This window comes from Streptomyces sp. NEAU-sy36, from assembly GCF_013423905.1.
GTDB classification, from domain to species: domain Bacteria; phylum Actinomycetota; class Actinomycetes; order Streptomycetales; family Streptomycetaceae; genus Streptomyces; species Streptomyces misionensis.
Map to the genome: position 1 here is coordinate 5,955,689 of NZ_CP058977.1, position 15,618 is coordinate 5,971,306.

18 protein-coding genes are annotated in these 15,618 nt (G+C 73.5%); 8 read left to right on the forward strand and 10 right to left on the reverse strand.

What is annotated here, in order from left to right; all coding sequences use genetic code 11:
• Window positions 1–59 precede the first annotated feature (59 nt).
• Genes HZZ00_RS26055 through HZZ00_RS26065 form a run of 3 tightly spaced genes read right to left on the reverse strand, consistent with a single transcriptional unit; the run spans window position 60 to window position 2,143 of the window.
• Complete coding sequence (locus tag HZZ00_RS26055) at window positions 60–332, reverse strand: WhiB family transcriptional regulator (RefSeq protein ID WP_180328736.1); 273 nt, start codon at window positions 330–332, stop codon at window positions 60–62.
• Between the two features lie 27 nt (window positions 333–359).
• On the reverse strand, window positions 360–1,013 hold the full coding sequence (locus HZZ00_RS26060; protein WP_180328737.1) for an FMN reductase: 654 nt from the start codon (window positions 1,011–1,013) through the stop codon (window positions 360–362).
• Window positions 1,010–2,143 (reverse strand): LLM class flavin-dependent oxidoreductase, encoded by a 1,134-nt coding sequence (locus HZZ00_RS26065; RefSeq protein ID WP_180328738.1) that lies wholly within the window; start codon window positions 2,141–2,143, stop codon window positions 1,010–1,012. Before HZZ00_RS26065 ends, HZZ00_RS26060 begins: the two co-directional genes overlap by 4 nt.
• 349 nt (window positions 2,144–2,492) lie before the next feature.
• On the opposite strand from HZZ00_RS26065, the gene HZZ00_RS26070 reads away from it, so the two are divergent.
• From HZZ00_RS26070 to HZZ00_RS26100, 7 genes are all read left to right on the forward strand, one after another.
• Window positions 2,493–2,927: a universal stress protein gene (locus HZZ00_RS26070; RefSeq protein WP_180328739.1), complete on the forward strand. Its 435-nt coding sequence runs from the start codon at window positions 2,493–2,495 to the stop codon at window positions 2,925–2,927.
• Window positions 2,928–3,142: 215 nt separating this feature from the next.
• Window positions 3,143–4,885, forward strand: coding sequence for a pyruvate dehydrogenase (locus tag HZZ00_RS26075; protein ID WP_180328740.1), 1,743 nt, complete (start codon window positions 3,143–3,145; stop codon window positions 4,883–4,885).
• A gap of 194 nt (window positions 4,886–5,079) precedes the next feature.
• A complete protein-coding gene (locus HZZ00_RS26080) occupies window positions 5,080–5,805 on the forward strand; it encodes an alpha/beta fold hydrolase (protein ID WP_180328741.1) in 726 nt (241 codons plus the stop codon).
• 70 nt (window positions 5,806–5,875) lie between these two features.
• The gene (locus HZZ00_RS26085) at window positions 5,876–6,730 is read left to right on the forward strand and encodes an alpha/beta fold hydrolase (protein WP_180328742.1); all 855 of its coding nucleotides are present in this window, start codon (window positions 5,876–5,878) and stop codon (window positions 6,728–6,730) included.
• Between the two features lie 26 nt (window positions 6,731–6,756).
• Window positions 6,757–6,909, forward strand: coding sequence for a hypothetical protein (locus tag HZZ00_RS26090; RefSeq protein ID WP_180328743.1), 153 nt, complete (start codon window positions 6,757–6,759; stop codon window positions 6,907–6,909).
• Window positions 6,906–7,559 carry a DUF4232 domain-containing protein gene (locus tag HZZ00_RS26095; RefSeq protein WP_180328744.1) on the forward strand — a complete coding sequence of 218 codons (654 nt, stop codon included), beginning with the start codon at window positions 6,906–6,908 and terminating at the stop codon, window positions 7,557–7,559. The genes HZZ00_RS26090 and HZZ00_RS26095 overlap by 4 nt, the downstream gene beginning before the upstream one ends.
• A gap of 55 nt (window positions 7,560–7,614) precedes the next feature.
• On the forward strand, window positions 7,615–8,070 hold the full coding sequence (locus HZZ00_RS26100) for a DUF5709 domain-containing protein (RefSeq protein ID WP_180328745.1): 456 nt from the start codon (window positions 7,615–7,617) through the stop codon (window positions 8,068–8,070).
• A gap of 39 nt (window positions 8,071–8,109) precedes the next feature.
• Here the strand turns inward: HZZ00_RS26100 and HZZ00_RS26105 are convergent, their stop codons facing one another.
• The 3 genes from HZZ00_RS26105 to HZZ00_RS26115 all read right to left on the reverse strand — a co-directional run bounded on the left by HZZ00_RS26105 (window position 8,110) and on the right by HZZ00_RS26115 (window position 10,026).
• Window positions 8,110–8,466 carry a phosphotyrosine protein phosphatase gene (locus HZZ00_RS26105; RefSeq protein WP_374028565.1) on the reverse strand — a complete coding sequence of 119 codons (357 nt, stop codon included), beginning with the start codon at window positions 8,464–8,466 and terminating at the stop codon, window positions 8,110–8,112.
• 52 nt (window positions 8,467–8,518) lie between these two features.
• Window positions 8,519–9,547, reverse strand: a complete 1,029-nt coding sequence (gene arsB / locus HZZ00_RS26110; RefSeq protein ID WP_257586007.1) for an ACR3 family arsenite efflux transporter — start codon at window positions 9,545–9,547, stop codon at window positions 8,519–8,521.
• Between the two features lie 80 nt (window positions 9,548–9,627).
• Complete coding sequence (locus HZZ00_RS26115) at window positions 9,628–10,026, reverse strand: helix-turn-helix transcriptional regulator (protein ID WP_180328748.1); 399 nt, start codon at window positions 10,024–10,026, stop codon at window positions 9,628–9,630.
• A gap of 111 nt (window positions 10,027–10,137) precedes the next feature.
• Here HZZ00_RS26115 and arsM point away from each other — a divergent pair, with 111 nt between their 5' ends.
• Window positions 10,138–10,914, forward strand: a complete 777-nt coding sequence (gene arsM, locus HZZ00_RS26120) for an arsenite methyltransferase (RefSeq protein WP_180328749.1) — start codon at window positions 10,138–10,140, stop codon at window positions 10,912–10,914.
• Window positions 10,915–10,935: 21 nt separating this feature from the next.
• Here the strand turns inward: arsM and HZZ00_RS26125 are convergent, their stop codons facing one another.
• The 4 genes from HZZ00_RS26125 to HZZ00_RS26140 form a co-directional block, all read right to left on the reverse strand.
• On the reverse strand, window positions 10,936–13,251 hold the full coding sequence (locus tag HZZ00_RS26125; protein ID WP_257585345.1) for a heavy metal translocating P-type ATPase: 2,316 nt from the start codon (window positions 13,249–13,251) through the stop codon (window positions 10,936–10,938).
• A 106-nt stretch (window positions 13,252–13,357) separates the two neighbouring features.
• Entirely contained in the window at window positions 13,358–14,206 is an 849-nt protein-coding gene (locus HZZ00_RS26130) for a polysaccharide deacetylase family protein (RefSeq protein WP_257585346.1), read from the reverse strand.
• Window positions 14,207–14,600: 394 nt separating this feature from the next.
• The gene (locus tag HZZ00_RS26135; protein ID WP_180328751.1) at window positions 14,601–14,888 is read right to left on the reverse strand and encodes a metal-sensitive transcriptional regulator; all 288 of its coding nucleotides are present in this window, start codon (window positions 14,886–14,888) and stop codon (window positions 14,601–14,603) included.
• A 122-nt stretch (window positions 14,889–15,010) separates the two neighbouring features.
• Window positions 15,011–15,586, reverse strand: coding sequence for a rhodanese-like domain-containing protein (locus tag HZZ00_RS26140; RefSeq protein ID WP_180328752.1), 576 nt, complete (start codon window positions 15,584–15,586; stop codon window positions 15,011–15,013).
• Window positions 15,587–15,618 lie beyond the last annotated feature (32 nt).

A 15,618-nucleotide genomic window follows, 5' to 3' on the forward strand; every position in this document is an offset into this window, starting at 1 on the left:
TCCGCCCGGCTTCGAAGGGGCGCGGCGCAACGGCTCGGCCGGGCGCCCGCCCCGTTCGGCTACTTCGGGTGCACGGGGACCGTGGCACGGCGCTCGGCCTCGGTGTACCCGCCCCACACGCCGTAGGTCTGCCGGGACGTCACGGCGAAGCGGCCGCAGGGGCCGCTCACCGGGCAGCCGCCGCAGATCTCTCGCGCCGCCTGCTCGCGGCGCCGGCGAGCCCGGCCGCGCTCACCGGCGGGCGAGAAGAAGACCGCGCTGTCCATCCCCCGGCAGGCTGCCTCGGCCTGCCATTCCCATACCCGTAGCAGCGGCTTCGTCCGCGTCCTCATCGTCGTCTCCTTCCGTGGCTTCAGGCGTCACAGCTCCGTGGCGGGATGCGACCGGGTACGGCCGGGGACCCGGCCCAGTGCGGCGAGCCGCTGCTCGAACGGCACCGGTTCCAGGCTCTGTCCGGCGGGCTTTTGGGCCGTGGCGAATCCGCCCGTCAGCGCGGCCAGTTCGCCCGCGGCCCGCGCGATCCGGCGGTCGAGGCCCTCGGCTCCCCAGTCCTCGGAGGCGGCGTAGACACCGGTGGGGACGACGACGGCCTTCAGGTAGGAGAAGAGCGGGCGCAGCGCGTGGTCCAGGACCAGGGAGTGCCGCGCGGTGCCCCCGGTCGCGGCGATCAGCACCGGTTTCCCGGCCAGGGCGCCCTCGTCGTGCGTGCTCAGCGCGTCGAAGAAGGACTTGAACAGCCCGCTGTACGACGCGGAGAAGACCGGTGTGACGACGATCAGCCCGTCGGCCTCGGTCACCGTGTCGAAGGCACCGGCCAGTCGCTTCCCGGGGAACCCGTTGGTGAGGTTGTGCGCGATCTCCACGGCGAGGTCGCGCAGCTCGATCACCCGGACACCGGCCGGCTGGGGTTCGGGCGCGGTTGCCGCCGGGGCGGCGACCGCGGCCAGCCGGTCGGCGAGCAGCCGGGTGGAGGACGGGACGCTCAGTCCCGCCGACACGACGACGAGCTTCATACGGTGCTCTCCTCCTTCGTGTCCCCGGCCGCCGTCTGCGCGGCGAGCAGCGACTGGTGGGTGGGGGCGTCCGGCACGTTCGCCGGGCGGTTCTTCGCGAACTCCGCGCGCAGCACCGGCACGACCTCCTCGCCGAGCATGTCCAGCTGCTCCAGGACGGTCTTCAGCGGCAGTCCCGCGTGGTCCATCAGGAACAGCTGGCGCTGGTAGTCGCCGGCGTACTCCCGGAAGGACAGGGTCCGCTCGATCACCTGCTGCGGGGAACCCACCGTCAGCGGGGTCTGCTCGGTGAACTCCTCCAGCGACGGACCGTGCCCGTACACCGGGGCGTTGTCGAAGTACGGCCGGAACTCGCGCACCGCGTCCTGCGAGTTCCTCCGCATGAACACCTGACCGCCCAGCCCGACGATCGCCTGCTCCGGCGTGCCGTGCCCGTAGTGCGCGTACCGGTTGCGGTACAGCTCGATCATCCGCCGGGTGTGACCGGCGGGCCAGAAGATGTTGTTGTGGAAGAAACCGTCGCCGTAATAGGCCGCCTGCTCGGCGATCTCCGGCGAGCGGATCGAGCCGTGCCACACGAACGGCGCGACACCGTCCAGCGGCCTGGGGGTCGAGGTGAAGCCCTGCAACGGCGTGCGGAACCTGCCCTCCCAGTCCACGACGTCCTCACGCCACAGCCGGCGCAGCAGCGCGTAGTTCTCCACCGCCAGGTTGATGCCCTCACGGATGTCCTTGCCGAACCACGGATACACCGGACCCGTGTTCCCGCGGCCCATCATCAGGTCCACCCGCCCGTCCGCCAGGTGCTGCAGCATCGCGAAGTCCTCCGCGATCTTCACCGGGTCGTTCGTGGTGATCAGCGTGGTCGAGGTGGACAGGATCAGCTTCTCCGTGCGCGCGGCTATGTAGCCGAGCATCGTGGTCGGCGACGACGGCACGAGCGGCGGGTTGTGGTGCTCACCCGTCGCGAACACGTCCAGGCCGACCTCCTCCGCCTTCAGCGCGATCGCGACCATCGCCTTGATCCGCTCACGCTCGGACGGCGTACGCCCCGTGGTCGGGTCCGGCGTGACGTCACCGACCGTGAAGACGCCGAATTGTGTGCTCGGCGTTGTGATTTCCGGGGGCATGGGGGATTCCTTTCACCATGGGAGAAAGCCGGGCGGCACAGAATTCGACGATCCGAGAACGAGACGCCGCCGGCCACGGGAATCGCGGCCCTCTCAGGGCGTTGACGCGATTACTCCCCGCGACCCTAAAAGGCGCTGACCGGGGGTCTTGTCGCACGACGCACGGAGTTTTGCCCGGGGAAGCACTTCCGCCCGGCGAGCGGCACGGAAGCGGCGTCGTCGAGGATTCACTGTTCCCTGAGAAACGCCGGACGGGGGGGCCGCGGAACACATCGGCACCCCTGGTTTGTTCAGCAGGATGCTCGATGCCTGCGGTACTTGATACATACTCAGAAAAAGGACATAAGCTATGTTCCAGCGCATTCTTGTCGCCGTCGATCCCAGCCCCGCCCGCCACTCCGTCATACGCCTCGCCGGCGACATGGCCCGGCTGACCGGAGCCAAGGTCAGCGTTGTGCACGTCTCCCCGTCCTCGGCCACGCTTGCCGCCGTGGTGCCCCTGGAGGACGACGCCGAGGCCAAGGCCATCCTCGACGAGGCACTCGCCGCGCTGCATGACACGGGCGTCGAGGCGGAGGGCACCGTCGCCTACGCGCTGACGACCCAGATCGCCACCACCATCTCCGCCGCCGCCGAGGAGTGGCAGGCCGACCTCCTGATCCTCAGCCCCCACCACCGCGGTTCGCTCGAAGCGCTCGTCAACCCCCGCGTCAGCGACAGCGTCGCCCACCACAGCCGTGTCGCCGTGCTCCTGGCGCCCGCGGACGACTCCGCCGAGGACTGATCCGCGGGTGGTCGCCTGAGCCACCGAGGCCCGCGATCCGTCGCGTACCGGGTGCTCCCCCGACAACGGGGCGCACCCGGTACGCGCCCGGTCGCGCGCGGGCGGCGGCCGAGTGGTGCGCTCCCGGTCGCTGAGCGGTGCACGGAGGAACAACCCGCCCCCTCGGCGCCTCCTTAGCCTGGCGCGGCCCCGTGAGCGACCACCCGAGGAGCACCATGGCCCGACAGTCCGTAGCCGAGCAGTACGTCGACCTCCTTGCCCGTGCCGGGGTGCGCCGGATGTACGGGGTGGTCGGGGACAGCCTGAACCCCGTCGTCGACGCGGTCAGGCGGCACGACCGCCTGGAGTGGATCCAGGTCCGGCACGAGGAGGTCGCGGCCTTCGCCGCCGGCGCCGAAGCCCAGTTGACCGGACGGCTCGCCGCGTGCGCGGGGTCGTGCGGGCCGGGCAACCTGCATCTGATCAACGGCCTGTTCGACGCCCACCGCTCGATGGCCCCCGTCCTCGCGCTGGCGGCGCAGATCCCGAGCGGCGAGATCGGCACCGGCTACTTCCAGGAGACCCATCCCGACCGGCTGTTCCAGGAGTGCAGCCACTACTCGGAACTGGTCTCCTCGCCCCGGCAGATGCCCCGGGTGGTGCAGACGGCGATCCAGCACGCGGTCGGCCGGCGCGGTGTGGCGGTCGTGTCGATGCCCGGAGACGTGGCCGCCGAGCACGCCCCGGCGGGCGGGGCGGAACTCCACCTGCCGCTGGACCGGCCGACGGTCCGGCCCGCGGACGGGGAACTGGCCCACCTGGCCGAACTGGTGGACTCCGCCGAGAAGGTGATGGTGTTCTGCGGCCGGGGCGTCGAGGGCGCCCACGCGGAGGTGATGGCGTTCGCCGGGAAGGTGAAGGCCCCCGTGGGCCACGCCCTGCGCGGCAAGGAGCACATCCAGTACGACAACCCGTACGACGTCGGCATGTCCGGTCTGCTGGGCTACGGCGCCGCCTACGAGGCGATGCACGGGTGCGACCTGCTGCTGCTCCTCGGCACGGACTTCCCGTACACGGACTTCCTGCCCCGCCACGTGCGGACCGTGCAGGTCGATATCCAGCCCGAACGGCTCGGGCGGCGTACGCAGTTGGACTTCGCCGTGTGGGGGGACGTGCGCGAGACGCTGCGCTGCCTGACGCCGGCCGTGCGGGAGAAGTCGTCCCGCCGGTTCCTCGACCGGATGCTGCACCGCCATGTCCGCGAACTCGAAGGCGCCGTCGGGGCGTACACCCACGACGTCGGCGGGCACACCCCGATCCACCCCGAGTACGTGGCGTCCGTGCTCGACGAGGAGGCCGCCGACGACGCGGTGTTCACCGTGGACACCGGCATGTGCTGTGTGTGGGCGGCCCGTTACCTGACGCCCAACGGCCGGCGCCGCGTGCTCGGCTCCTTCGTGCACGGCTCCATGGCCAACGCGCTGCCCCAGGCCATCGGCGCCCAGTTCCTCGACCGCTCGCGGCAGGTCGTCTCCCTCTCGGGCGACGGCGGATTCTCCATGCTGATGGGCGATTTCCTCACGCTCGTGCAGTACGGCCTGCCGGTGAAGGTGGTGGTCTTCAACAACTCCTCGTTGGGCATGGTCGATCTGGAGATGATGGTCGACGGTCTGCCGCCGCACGGCACCGGTTACCCGCACACCGACTTCGCGGCCATCGCCACCGCCGCGGGCGCGCGCGGTATCCGGGTCGAGAAACCCGCGCAGGTGCGCGAGGCCCTGCGGCAGGCGTTCGCCCACGACGGGCCGGCGCTGGTCGACGTGGTCACCGATCCGGGCGCCCTCGCGCTGCCGCCCAGGATCACCACCGAGCAGGTCACCGGCTTCGCGCTGTCCGCCGGCCGCACCGTCCTCACGGGCGGCGTCGGACGCATGATCGACCTGGCCCGAACGAACCTCCGCAACGTCCCGCGGCCGTGAGCGGGCGGCCGCCCGGCGGCGCACGCCGATGGTGAGCACGGACAGGCCAGCACCAGGGCGCTGAGGGACAAGAACCCCTCAGCGCCCGTCACTAGGTTTCCCCACGTACCAGCGGCATCCCGCTCGGCACTCTCGCGCCCCGGCCGGCAGGCCGTTGCGGGCACCGGCCAAGACCCCCGAAAGCGAGTCCTCCCATGTCTCCTTCGCCCAAGCCGACCGTCGTCCTCGTCCACGGCGCGTTCGCCGACGCCTCCAGCTACGCGCAGGTGATCCCCCGGCTGATCGCCCGCGGCCTGGACGTGGTCGCCCCGGCCGTCCCCAACCGCAGCCTGATCGGTGACGCCGCCTACATCGCCTCGGTCGTCCGCCAGATACCCGGCCCCGTCGTCCTGGTCGGCCACTCCTACGGCGGCGCCGTCATCACCGTCGCGGGCACCGAGGACAACGTCAACGCGCTCGTGTACCTGGCCGGTTACGCCCTGGAGAAGGGCGAGAGCCTCGGCGAGCTCCAGGGCCGGTTCCCGGACTCCGACCTCGCCGCCGCGCTCGTCTACACGCCGTTCCCCGTCGAGGGCTCGACCGAGACCGGCACCGACGTGTCGGTACGGCCCGACGCGTTCCCGGCCGTCTTCGCCGCCGACGTCGACCACCGCCTCGCCGAGGTCCTCGCCGTCTCCCAGCGTCCCCTCGCCGCCCAGGCGTTCGCCGACGCGGCCCCGGCCGCCGCCTGGAAGACCAAGCCCTCCTGGGGCCTGGTCGCCTCCCTGGACCACACCATCAACCCGGACGTGGAGCGCTACGGCTACCAGCGGGCCGGCATGACCACCGTCGAGGTCGACTCCTCCCACCTGGTGATGCTCTCCCACCCCGAGCGCGTCGTCGAGCTGATCGAGGAAGCCGTCCGGGCCACCTCCGCCTGAGGCGCCCGCCGCGCCCACTCCCGACCGCCGGCCGTGCCGAAACGGCCGTCCCCTCCGCAGAGAGCGAACCATGAACTCACCCGTCTCGCGTCGCGCCGTGACCGCGTCCCTCCTGGCCGGCGCCGCCGCGCTGGGCACCGCGGGCACCGCGTTCTCCGTGCCGGCGACGGCGGCCGACCGGCCGCGCCGACCGCACCCGCGCCCGGACACGCCCACCGTCGTGCTGATCCACGGCGCGTTCGCCGACGCCTCCAGCTGGAGCGGCGTCGTCGAGCGCCTGCTACGGCAGGGCCACCGCGTCCTGGCACCCGCCCTGCCGCTGCGCGGGCTGGCGAGCGACGCGGCCTACATCCGCAGCGTCCTGGACGCCGTCACCGGCCCGATCGTGCTGGTCGGGCACTCCTACGGCGGTGCGGTCATCAGCCAGGCCGCGGCCGGCGCCCGCCGGGTCGAGGCCCTGGTCTACATCGCCGCCTTCGTGCCCGAGGTCGGGGAGAGCGCGCTCCAGCTCACCGACAAGTTCCCCGGCAGCACCCTCGGCCAGGCCACCGTCACCCGGTACCACCCGCTGCCGGACGGCGGGCAGGGGGCCGAACTGGTCATCAGAAAGGACCTGTTCCGCGACCAGTTCGCGGCCGGTGTGCCCATCGGGACCGCGCAGGTCATGGCCGCGGGCCAGCGCCCGATCACCCTCGCCGCGCTCCAGGAGCCGGCCACCGCCGCCGCGTGGCGGGACATCCCCAGCTGGTACCTCGTCGCGAGCGAGGACCGCAACATCCCGCCGGCCGCCGAGCGGTGGATGGCCGAGCGCGCCCGCGCCCGCACCGTCGCCGTCCGCGCGCCGCACGCCGTGTCGGTGACCGACCCCGGCCCGGTCACCGACCTGATCCTGAGGGCCGTCCGTTCCGTTCGCCCCGGTCGCTGACCCGGCCCCCATGAAAGGACCGTTCGATGGCACAGCCCGACACGGGCCCGGCGCCGGTCGCGTTCGCAATCCGAGCACCCGGCCGCACCCTCACGGACGCGCACGCCGCGGCCCTGCGCGACCAGCGCGGCGAACCCGTGCCGTCGGACCGGCACCGGCGGCCCCGGGAAGCGGCATGACACTCCGGCTCCTCCTGCCCGGCCTCCTCATCGGGTGCGCCGTGCTGACCGGCTGCACGAGCCGGCACACCGACGACGCCACGGGCGACGGCCCGTCCTTGACCGGCTCCGCCTCGCCGACCGGCGGCCCCACCGCCACGCGGCCGGCCGGCGGGACCTCCGGCCCGTCCCCGGCGGCGTCGCCCGGCACCGGTACGGCGTCGCCGGACCCCGCGGCACCGGCGACGGCGCGCCGCTGCCACACCTCCGAGCTGAAGGCGTCCGTCGGGGCCGACCACCCCGGAGCCGGCCAGTCGAACTTCGCCCTCGTCCTGACCAACGCTTCCGACCGCACCTGCACGGTCCGCGGCTTCCCGGGAGTGGCGTTCGTCGACGGCGCGGGCGAGGCGGTCACCCCGGATCCGGAACGGGCCACCGACGAGGCGCGGCAGACCGTGACGCTGGCCCCGGGAGCCGCGGCCTGGTCGGCGATGACGTACACCAATCCGGCGCTCACCGGCGTCACCACCGTGACACCGGCGGCCCTGCGCATCACGCCGCCCGACGAGACGGCCTGGATCCCGGTCCGCTGGACCGGCGGCGAGGTCTCCGGCACGGGCAAGGCATCGGTGCCCCGGCTGAGCCCCCTCAGAGCGGGCGACGGCACCTGATCCCGCGATCGGTGCGGCAACGGAAGCGGACGAGGAAGGGAAGGCGGAGGCAAGGATGACTGCCGAGACGATGGGTGACGAGGTGTACCAGCCGGACGGGTCGGAGGTGCGCGACGACGCCGGTGTGCTGGACGCGTCGGACACCCTGGACTACCGGGGCGGCGACGAGGCCATGGACGAGGGCTACTCGCCCCCGGACAGGCCGTGGGGCGTCGAGCACACCGGTGTCACCGCGTCGGAGCGGTGGCGCGGGGAGAGCCTGGACGAGCGCCTCGCGGAGGAGGTCCCTGACATCGGGGTCCCGCGGGGCGACGGGATCGGCGACACCTGGGACACGGACGGCGAACCGATCGACGACGAGGTCGGTGCCGAGCGCGCGGGCCGCCTCCTCGCGCCGGACGAAGGCAGTCACGAGATCACCGAGTCCGCCCTGTTCGCGTCCGACGTGGGACTGGACGGTGCCGGATCGTCGGCGGAGGAGGCCGCGATGCATGTGATCCCCGACGCCTAGGGTCCTTCGTCCGGACCGGCTCGGCTCCGGGCCGTCCCGTCAGCGGACGGCGTCGATCCCGAGGTCGGTGAGCAGGCCGCGGACGCGCCGCTCGATCTCGTCGCGGATCGGGCGGACGGCCGCCACGCCCTGCCCGGCCGGGTCGTCCAGCCGCCAGTCGAGGTAGCGCTTGCCGGGGAGGACGGGGCAGGTGTCGCCGCACCCCATGGTGACGACCACGTCCGCGGCCCGCACCGCCGCCTGGTCGAGGACCTTGGGGATCTCGGCGGAGAGGTCGATCCCCGCCTCACGCATCGCCGCCACGACGGCCGGGTTGACGCTGTCGGCGGGGGCGGACCCGGCGGAGCGGACCTCGACCCGGCCGGCGGCGAGGCGGGAGAGGAAGGCGGCGGCCATCTGGGAGCGGCCGGCGTTGTGGACGCACACGAACAGGACGCAGGGGCGGGTCTCAGGCACGGGTGGCGTCTTCCTTCTGCTGGGCGGTCCCGGCGGCCGTCGCGGCGGGCCCGGGGAAGTGGCGGCGGACGGCGAGGGCGACGTGGACCAGGCCGATGAGGACGGGGACCTCGATGAGCGGGCCGACGACGCCGGCGAGGGCCTGGCCGGAGGTGGCTCCGAAGGTGGCGATGCAGACGGCGATGGCCAGCTCGAAGTTGTTGCCCGCGGCGGTGAAGGCGAGCGTCGTCGCGCGCGGGTGGTCGAGGCCCACGGCGCGGCCGAACGCCATGGACCCGGCCCACATCAGCGCGAAGTACACCAGCAGCGGCAGGGCGATCCGGGCCACGTCGAGGGGCCGCGAGGTGATGGCGTCGCCCTGGAGGGCGAAGAGGACGACGATCGTGAACAGCAGCCCGTACAGGGCGAAGGGACCGATGCGGGGGATCAGCTCCCCCTCGTACCAGGCGCGGCCCTTGGCCCTCTCGCCGATGCGGCGGGTGAGGTAGCCGGCGGCGAGCGGGATGCCGAGGAAGACGAGCACGCTGCGGGCGATCTCCCACACGGACACGTCCAGCGTGGTCTGCTCCAGGCCGAGCAGGCCGGGCAGCACCGACAGGTAGAACCAGCCCAGCAGGCCGAACGCGGCGACCTGGAAGACGGAGTTGAGGGCGACCAGCACGGCGGCCGCCTCACGGTCGCCGCAGGCCAGGTCGTTCCAGATGACGACCATGGCGATGCAGCGGGCCAGGCCGACGATGATCAGGCCGGTGCGGTAGGCGGGCAGGTCCGGCAGGAAGAGCCAGGCGAGGGCGAACATCACGGCCGGGCCGAGGACCCAGTTCAGCAGCAGCGAGGGGATCAGCAGGCGGCGGTCGCGGGTGACGGTGTCCAGGCGGTCGTAGCGGACCTTCGCGAGCACCGGGTACATCATCACCAGCAGCCCGAGCGCGATCGGCAGCGAGACCCCGCTGACGGTGACCTTCGCGAGCGCGTCCCCCAGGCCCGGGACCAGACGGCCGAGGCCGAGTCCGACGGCCATCGCGGCGAGGATCCACGCGGCCAGGTAGCGGTCCACGAACGACAGCCGGGCGGCGACCGGCGCGGTGCCGGGGACGGTACTCACGAGGCGGCGCCCGACGAGGCGGGCAGTGGCTCACCGGCGGGGCGGGCGAGGACGCCGGCGAGCCGGTCGGTCGTCTCCGGGAGCAGCCGGTAGTACACCCACGTCCCGCGGCGTTCGCCGTCGATCAGCCCGGCCTGGCGCAGCAGCTTGAGGTGATGGGAGATCGTCGGCTGGGACAGGTCGAAGGCCGGGGTGAGGTCGCACACGCAGATCTCGCCGCCCGCCCGGGAGGCGATCATCGACAGCAGCCGCAAGCGCACCGGGTCTCCCAGCGCCTTGAAGACCTTCGCCAGCTCCGCCGCCTGGTCCTCGTCGAGCGGAGCCGTCAGCAGTCCCGGGCAGCAACCGGTGTCGCCGTCGTCCTGGCCGATCACCGGAAGTTGTTGTTTCGACATGCGTCTATCTTGACGTTCTTCTATTCAACGCGCAAGGTTGCATCAACGAACGTCAATACAAACTGTTCCGGGGCATCGCCTGCCCGTCACCCCGTCACCCAGGAGTCAGCCATGAGCGAGCAGTCCAGCGACCTGCGCGAAACCGTCCGTCTGCGCTACGCGGCGGCGGCCGTACGGGTCGCCGAGGGCGGGGCCGCCTGCTGCGGCCCGCAGCCGGTCGAGGTCGGCGACGACTTCGGGGCCGCCCTGTACGCCGCGGACGACCGCGACACACTGCCCGCCGACGCGGTGGCCGCCTCCCTCGGCTGCGGCAACCCCACGGCGGTCGCCGAGCTGCGCGAGGGCGAGCGCGTCCTGGACCTCGGCTCCGGCGGCGGCATCGACGTCCTGCTCTCCGCCCGCCGCGTCGGCCCCACCGGCAAGGCGTACGGGCTGGACATGACCGAGGAGATGCTCGCGCTGGCCCTCGCCAACGCGGCCGAGGCCGGCGCCACCAACGTGGAGTTCCTCAAGGGCACCATCGAGGCGATCCCGCTGCCCGCGAACACCGTCGACGTCGTGATCTCCAACTGTGTGATCAACCTGTCCACCGACAAGGCCGCCGTGTTCGCCGAGACGTTCCGGGTGCTCAGGCCGGGCGGCCGCATCGGTGTCTCCGACGTGGTCGCCGACGACGCCCTCTCCCCCGCCCGACGCGCCGAGCGCGGCGACTACGTCGGCTGCATCGCCGGCGCCCTGTCCTTCACCGAGTACCGCACCGGTCTGGAGGCCGCCGGGTTCACCGGAATCCAGATCACCCCGACCCACCAGGTCGCCGACGGCATGCACTCCGCCATCGTCCGCGCCACCAAGCCCGCGACCGCCGTCGGGCCCGCTCGCCTGCGCTGACTCCGGCCGGCGCCTTCCGGGTCACGGGGCCAGGGAGAAGTAGTTCTCCTCCTCCTGGGAGAAGTGCAGCCGCAGGACGGTGTGCAGCCCGTAGAGGCACGAACGCAGATCGTCGAGCTGGTCCGGGTCCAGACCGCCGTGGGCGTGCGCCAGGTGCAGATGGGTGGCGATGCGCCTGGACAGGCGTTCGATCTCGGTGTGGGCGCGGCTCATCGTGGCGGTGGCCTCGGGGCCGCCGAGCGCGGGCGCGAGCTTCGGATAGAGCAGGTGCTCCTCGGCGCGCTCGTGCGGAAGCAGCCGCTCGGTCAGCAGCCGGTGCGTCTCCTCGACGGCCGCCAGGGCCTGGGGGCCGGAGCTGTCGGAGAGGCGGTCGGCGGCGGCCCGCACCGCCTCGACGACGTCCTGGAGGTCGTTGTGTTCGGCCGCGAAGCGGTGGATGAGTACCTCGGCGGCCGGGGTGACGGGCGGTCGGGCGCCCTGGCCGACGCGCAGGGCGCGCAGGGCGTTGAGGATGACCGCCACGTCGATGCCCTCCTGGAGCAGCGCACCGGCGGCGGGCGGGAGCAGACCGGCCGCCGCCGCGGCCATGGCGGCGAGCGACATCAGCATGCCGCCCAGCGCGCTCTGCACGGCGATGCGCCGCGCGCGCCCGGCGATGGCCACGGCGTCGGCGAGGCGGTCGACGCGGTCGGTGGTCAGGACGATGTCGGCGGCCTCGGAGGACGCGGTGGAACCGCGGGCGCCCATGGCCACCCCGATGTCCGCCGCGGCGAGCGCGGGCGCGTCGTTGACGCCGTCGCCGACCATGACGGTCACGGCCCGTGCGCGTTCCTCGCGGACCGCGGCGACCTTGTCCGCGGGGCTCAGTTCGGCCCGCACGCCGTCGAGCCCGAGGACGGCGGCGACCTCCTGCGCTGGCTCGGCACGGTCACCCGTGAGCATCATGATCCGCTCGATGCCCGCCGTCCGCAGGAGGCGCAGGGTGCGGGGGGCGTCGGGGCGCGGCGGATCGCGCAGCAGGACGGCGCCGACCACCTGCCCGCCGACGGTCAGCCAGGCGACGGCCGCCCCGTCGAGCAGCGCCCGGTTCTCCACCGCCCGGGCCCAGGACGGCACCTCGTCCGCGGCAGCCGTCCGGCCGATGGACGCCCGCTGCCCGTCCACGGTGCCGAAGGCGCCCCGGCCGGGGTCCTCGGTGACGTCCGACACGACGGGCAGCTCCAGGCCGCGTTCCCGGGCGGCGTCCACGATGGCGTGGGCCAGCACGTGCGGGGAGTACTGGTCGAGCGCGGCGGCCAGCCCCAGCACCCGGGCGGGCTTCCAGGCCGGCGCGGCGGCGATGTCCAGGACCCGGGGGCGGCCCCCGGTGAGGGTGCCGGTCTTGTCCAGCAGCAGGGTGCGGGCCCGGCCGAGGTTCTCCAGCGCGCCGCCGCCGCGGACCACCACCCCCAGCCGTGAGGCGCGGGACAGGCCGGAGACGATCGCGACCGGCGCGGCCAGCAGCAGCGGGCACGGGGTGGCGACCACCAGGACCGCGACCGCGCGCACGGCAGAACCGCTGAGCAGCCAGGCGAGGCCGGCCACCGCGAGAGACAGGGGCAGGAACCAGGCCGCGTACCGGTCGGCCAGGCGGACCACCGGAGCGGACTCCGCGCTCGCCTGCCGGGCCAGCCTGACGATCTCGGCGTAGGTGCTGTCCTGTTCGGTGGCGGTGGCCCTCAGCTCGAAGGCGCCGCCGGCGTTGATCACCCCGCTGCGTACGGCCTCGTCCTTCGCCCGCTCGACCTGGAGGGGCTCCCCGGTGAGCACCGACTCGTCGAACACGGCGAGGGCGCTCTCCACGCGGCCGTCGACCGGGACCACTTCCCCGGGCCCGACCACGAGCAGATCACCGGCGCGCACCTCGGTGAGCGGCACGGTGCTCACCCCGGCCGCGGTGCGGCGCCGGGCGGTGCGCGGGGTGCGTTCCACGAGGGCCCGCACATCGCGGGAGGCCCGCCGCTGGGCGGCGGCTTCGAGGGTGCGTCCGGTGGCCAGCATCAGGGCGATCAGCGCACCGGCCAGGTACTCGCGCACGGCCAGGGTGCCGACGAGGGCGAGGACCGCGATGAGGTCCACGCCCGCCTGGCCGCGCCGCAACGCGGCCACGACCCAGCCGGCCGCCGGCAGCAGGGCGGACGCGGCGCCCAGTCCCCACAGCAGATCGGCGAGGCCGCCCGCACCGGCGAGCCAGGCCGAGCCGCCCGCCGCCAGGGCCGCCGCGGTGACGGCGAGAAGAGCCGGCTCCAGTCGCGCGGAAAGGACGGTCGCCGCCCTCTTCGCGGAGAAACGCTTCACGGGCACACCCCCGCTGACCATCGTCGGCCCGGACCCGCTCCCCCGCACCTCGGCCCGCGCCGCCGACGGTGACCGGCCCCGGCCGAGGAGGAGCGCGCCTTCGGGCTCAGCGCACGGGGAACCCGAAGGCGTAGCCCTGGTCCTTGAGCCGGGGCAGCAGCGCGGCGAGCGCCGCCACGGTCTCGGAACGGTCACCGCCGCCGTCGTGGAAGAGGATGGTGGGGCCGCCCGGCAGTTCGCGCTCGACCGTGTTCAGGATCGCCTGGGTGCCGGGTCGCTTGTAGTCGTCCGAGTCGACGTTCCAGCCGAGCGGGCGCATCCCCGCCGCGGCGGCTATCTGCCGGCTGTAGGGGGTGAAGGCACCGCCCGGCGCCCGGTAGTACTGCGGCTTCACACCGCCGGAGGCCTGTTCGATCATCCGTGCCGCCTGGGTGACCTCGGCGTACTGGAAGGAGCGGGACTTGTGGTCCATCGTCGTGTCGTGGTGGACGCTGTGGTCGCACAGCCGGTGTCCGGCAGCGACGACCTGCCGCACCACGTCCGGGTGTTCGGCCGCCTTCGACCCGATCATGCAGAACACGGCCTTGACCCCGTTGTCGTTGAGCACCTTCAGGACGCGCGGGGTCCACACCGGATCAGGGCCGTCGTCGATGGTGATGTCGACGGCGTGCGGTCCCTTGTCCGAGGCGTGGGCGATGTCCATGTTGACCACCGGTGCGGGCAGCCCGGGGTCGGGCACGGAGGTCTGGCCCGGGGCCGGTGTCGGTGAGCCGGGGCGGGCCGGCGCCGTGGGCGGGGCGGTCACCGGCGTACGACCGCCGGGGCGGCTCGCGGTCGCGCCACCCGCGCTGGTACCGGCGAGGGGACCCAGCACGGAGGCCCCCACCACGGTGGCGACGGCCGCCGCGACCGCCGCCCAGCCCGCCCCACCCCGCCTCGTACCGCGCCCCATCATGCTCCGACCCTCTCGTTCTCGGTGTCCGCCCCCGCACAAGGCAAGACGCGCGAAACGGCGTGCCGGATGCATCTGCCGCGCAGTCAGAACGCTGTGACCTGCACCGCATGACGGCGCGTCGGGTGCGGGCACACGGTACCGGCCCGGGAAACGGGGTGCTCCTGCGGGCAGTTGCGCCCGGGCGTGCGGGACCGGTCCCACGGCGGCGTCACCGCCGGACGGTGGCTCCCCGCCAAGGAGGTGCGGCGCGGTGGCGCGCACGGCGGGAAGGACACGGCCGTTCAGGCGCGGGCCGGGGAAGTGGTGGGCAGGGCCGGTGCGCGGGGTGTGCCCCCGGCCTCCCGGCGACGCCCGGTGAGCCGCACCGCGCGGAGGCCGGGCCGGCCCGGCGCGCTCACGCCAGCGACAGGAAGAGCTTCTCCAGGCGTGCGCGCATCCGCTCGGCGTCCTCGCCGCCGCGCCGGCCGTCCTCGATCTCGACCACGCACTTCTGGAGGCCGGTGGCGATGATCGCGAACCCGGCGCGGTCCAGGGCCCGTGAGGCGGCGGAGAGCTGGGTGACGACGTCCTCGCAGTCCCGGCCCTCCTCGATCATCCGGATCACACCGGAGATCTGGCCCTGGGCCCGCCGCAGCCGGTTCAGCACCGCCTTCAGGGGCGCGCCGTCGAGTTCGAGTTCCATGTGTCACTCCTCGGAAAATACCCCGGGGGGTACGTTGCGTCGCCGTGCGCGGCAGTGGCTTCGGAGCGGCGGCGGGTGTTCCGTGCGCCGGGGCACACGGGACACCCGGGGCACCGTACGGGTCAGAGGCCGCGCAGGCGGGCCAGCGTGGCGTCCAGGTCGGCCTTGCCGGGCCGGTTGTAGGGCAGCTTGCCGAGCATGGCGGCCATGCCGCAGGTGTTGGTCACGGCGGAGAACACCAGGCCGCCCGCGACACCGGCGGACAGCAGCCGGAAGGCCGGGTGGACGAACTCGCCGAGCGCCAGGCCGAGCAGGACGATCGATCCGGCGGTGAGGCGGACCTGGCGGTCCATGCTCCAGGGGGTCTTGACGTCGCAGGCCAGGGGGCGGTCCAGCTCGTTGCCCTGGGCGGCCCAAGCGCCGGTGCCGCCCGCGAGGGTCGCCGCGCGGATGCCCTGCGCGGCGAGCTGCGCGCAGGCCTTCTCGGAGCGGGCGCCGGAGGCGCAGACCACGAGGACCTCGCCGCGCTCGGCGGCACCGCGGATGTCGGGCAGCGCGCGGTCGAGCTGGTCCAGAGGGATGTTCAGGGCGCCGGGGACGTGACCGCCGGCGTACTCGCCGGGGGTGCGCACGTCGATGACGGTGAGCTCGTGCAGACGGCTCTTGGCCTGGCGGGGCTCGATGGCGGTGATGGTCATGGCAGAGGTGATCCTTGCGTGTCGGTGTTGTC

Excerpts from the sequence above, each read along its gene's own strand:
- HZZ00_RS26055 (WP_180328736.1), bottom strand. The coding sequence starts at position 332 with ATGAGGACGCGGACGAAGCCGCTGCTACGGGTATGGGAATGGCAGGCC.
- HZZ00_RS26060 (WP_180328737.1), bottom strand. The coding sequence starts at position 1,013 with ATGAAGCTCGTCGTCGTGTCGGCGGGACTGAGCGTCCCGTCCTCCACC.
- HZZ00_RS26065 (WP_180328738.1), bottom strand. The coding sequence starts at position 2,143 with ATGCCCCCGGAAATCACAACGCCGAGCACACAATTCGGCGTCTTCACG.
- HZZ00_RS26070 (WP_180328739.1), top strand. The coding sequence starts at position 2,493 with ATGTTCCAGCGCATTCTTGTCGCCGTCGATCCCAGCCCCGCCCGCCAC.
- HZZ00_RS26075 (WP_180328740.1), top strand. The coding sequence starts at position 3,143 with ATGGCCCGACAGTCCGTAGCCGAGCAGTACGTCGACCTCCTTGCCCGT.
- HZZ00_RS26080 (WP_180328741.1), top strand. The coding sequence starts at position 5,080 with ATGTCTCCTTCGCCCAAGCCGACCGTCGTCCTCGTCCACGGCGCGTTC.
- HZZ00_RS26085 (WP_180328742.1), top strand. The coding sequence starts at position 5,876 with ATGAACTCACCCGTCTCGCGTCGCGCCGTGACCGCGTCCCTCCTGGCC.
- HZZ00_RS26090 (WP_180328743.1), top strand. The coding sequence starts at position 6,757 with ATGGCACAGCCCGACACGGGCCCGGCGCCGGTCGCGTTCGCAATCCGA.
- HZZ00_RS26095 (WP_180328744.1), top strand. The coding sequence starts at position 6,906 with ATGACACTCCGGCTCCTCCTGCCCGGCCTCCTCATCGGGTGCGCCGTG.
- HZZ00_RS26100 (WP_180328745.1), top strand. The coding sequence starts at position 7,615 with ATGACTGCCGAGACGATGGGTGACGAGGTGTACCAGCCGGACGGGTCG.
- HZZ00_RS26105 (WP_374028565.1), bottom strand. The coding sequence starts at position 8,466 with ATGGCCGCCGCCTTCCTCTCCCGCCTCGCCGCCGGCCGGGTCGAGGTC.
- arsB (WP_257586007.1), bottom strand. The coding sequence starts at position 9,547 with ATGGCCGTCGGACTCGGCCTCGGCCGTCTGGTCCCGGGCCTGGGGGAC.
- HZZ00_RS26115 (WP_180328748.1), bottom strand. The coding sequence starts at position 10,026 with ATGTCGAAACAACAACTTCCGGTGATCGGCCAGGACGACGGCGACACC.
- arsM (WP_180328749.1), top strand. The coding sequence starts at position 10,138 with ATGAGCGAGCAGTCCAGCGACCTGCGCGAAACCGTCCGTCTGCGCTAC.
- HZZ00_RS26130 (WP_257585346.1), bottom strand. The coding sequence starts at position 14,206 with ATGATGGGGCGCGGTACGAGGCGGGGTGGGGCGGGCTGGGCGGCGGTC.
- HZZ00_RS26135 (WP_180328751.1), bottom strand. The coding sequence starts at position 14,888 with ATGGAACTCGAACTCGACGGCGCGCCCCTGAAGGCGGTGCTGAACCGG.
- HZZ00_RS26140 (WP_180328752.1), bottom strand. The coding sequence starts at position 15,586 with ATGACCATCACCGCCATCGAGCCCCGCCAGGCCAAGAGCCGTCTGCAC.